The sequence below is a fragment of the Shewanella sp. AC91-MNA-CIBAN-0169 genome (assembly GCF_040310165.1).
GTDB lineage: Bacteria > Pseudomonadota > Gammaproteobacteria > Enterobacterales > Shewanellaceae > Shewanella.
Genome location: NZ_JBEOPM010000091.1, coordinates 1 through 282, shown reverse-complemented (window position 1 = coordinate 282; position 282 = coordinate 1). Strand labels below are relative to the sequence as shown.

Sequence of the window (282 nt, the reverse complement as noted above, 5' to 3'; positions counted from 1 at the left end):
ATCATGGGCTTTGCGCCAATGCTATTCCTGTAAGGATGCGACTCGATGATATAAGCACTATTACATACAGTCATCATAAGAATAAATTATGTTTCAACCATTTCATTTTAGCTGTAAAACATCGACAATGTCGGTATCTGAATTATATCGTGCATACCCTAAACTTTCAGCAGATCGTTACCCATTTGCACGTGACCAAACTAAGGACAATCTATGGCTATTGCCGCTTCACGCTCTGCACCTATTGGCTTGGTCATTGGTTGCGTTATATTCGGTCTAGGC

1 protein-coding gene is annotated in these 282 nt (G+C 40.8%); it reads left to right on the top strand.

Translation table 11 applies throughout. The features are described from left to right. The first annotated feature begins 88 nt into the window (after positions 1-88). A complete protein-coding gene (locus AAEY98_RS22245; protein ID WP_351019739.1) occupies positions 89-280 on the top strand; it encodes a hypothetical protein in 192 nt (63 codons plus the stop codon). Positions 281-282: the final 2 nt, after the last annotated feature.

Coding starts and splice junctions, on each gene's coding strand:
- AAEY98_RS22245 (WP_351019739.1), top strand. CDS start 89: ATGTTTCAACCATTTCATTTTAGCTGTAAAACATCGACAATGTCGGTA.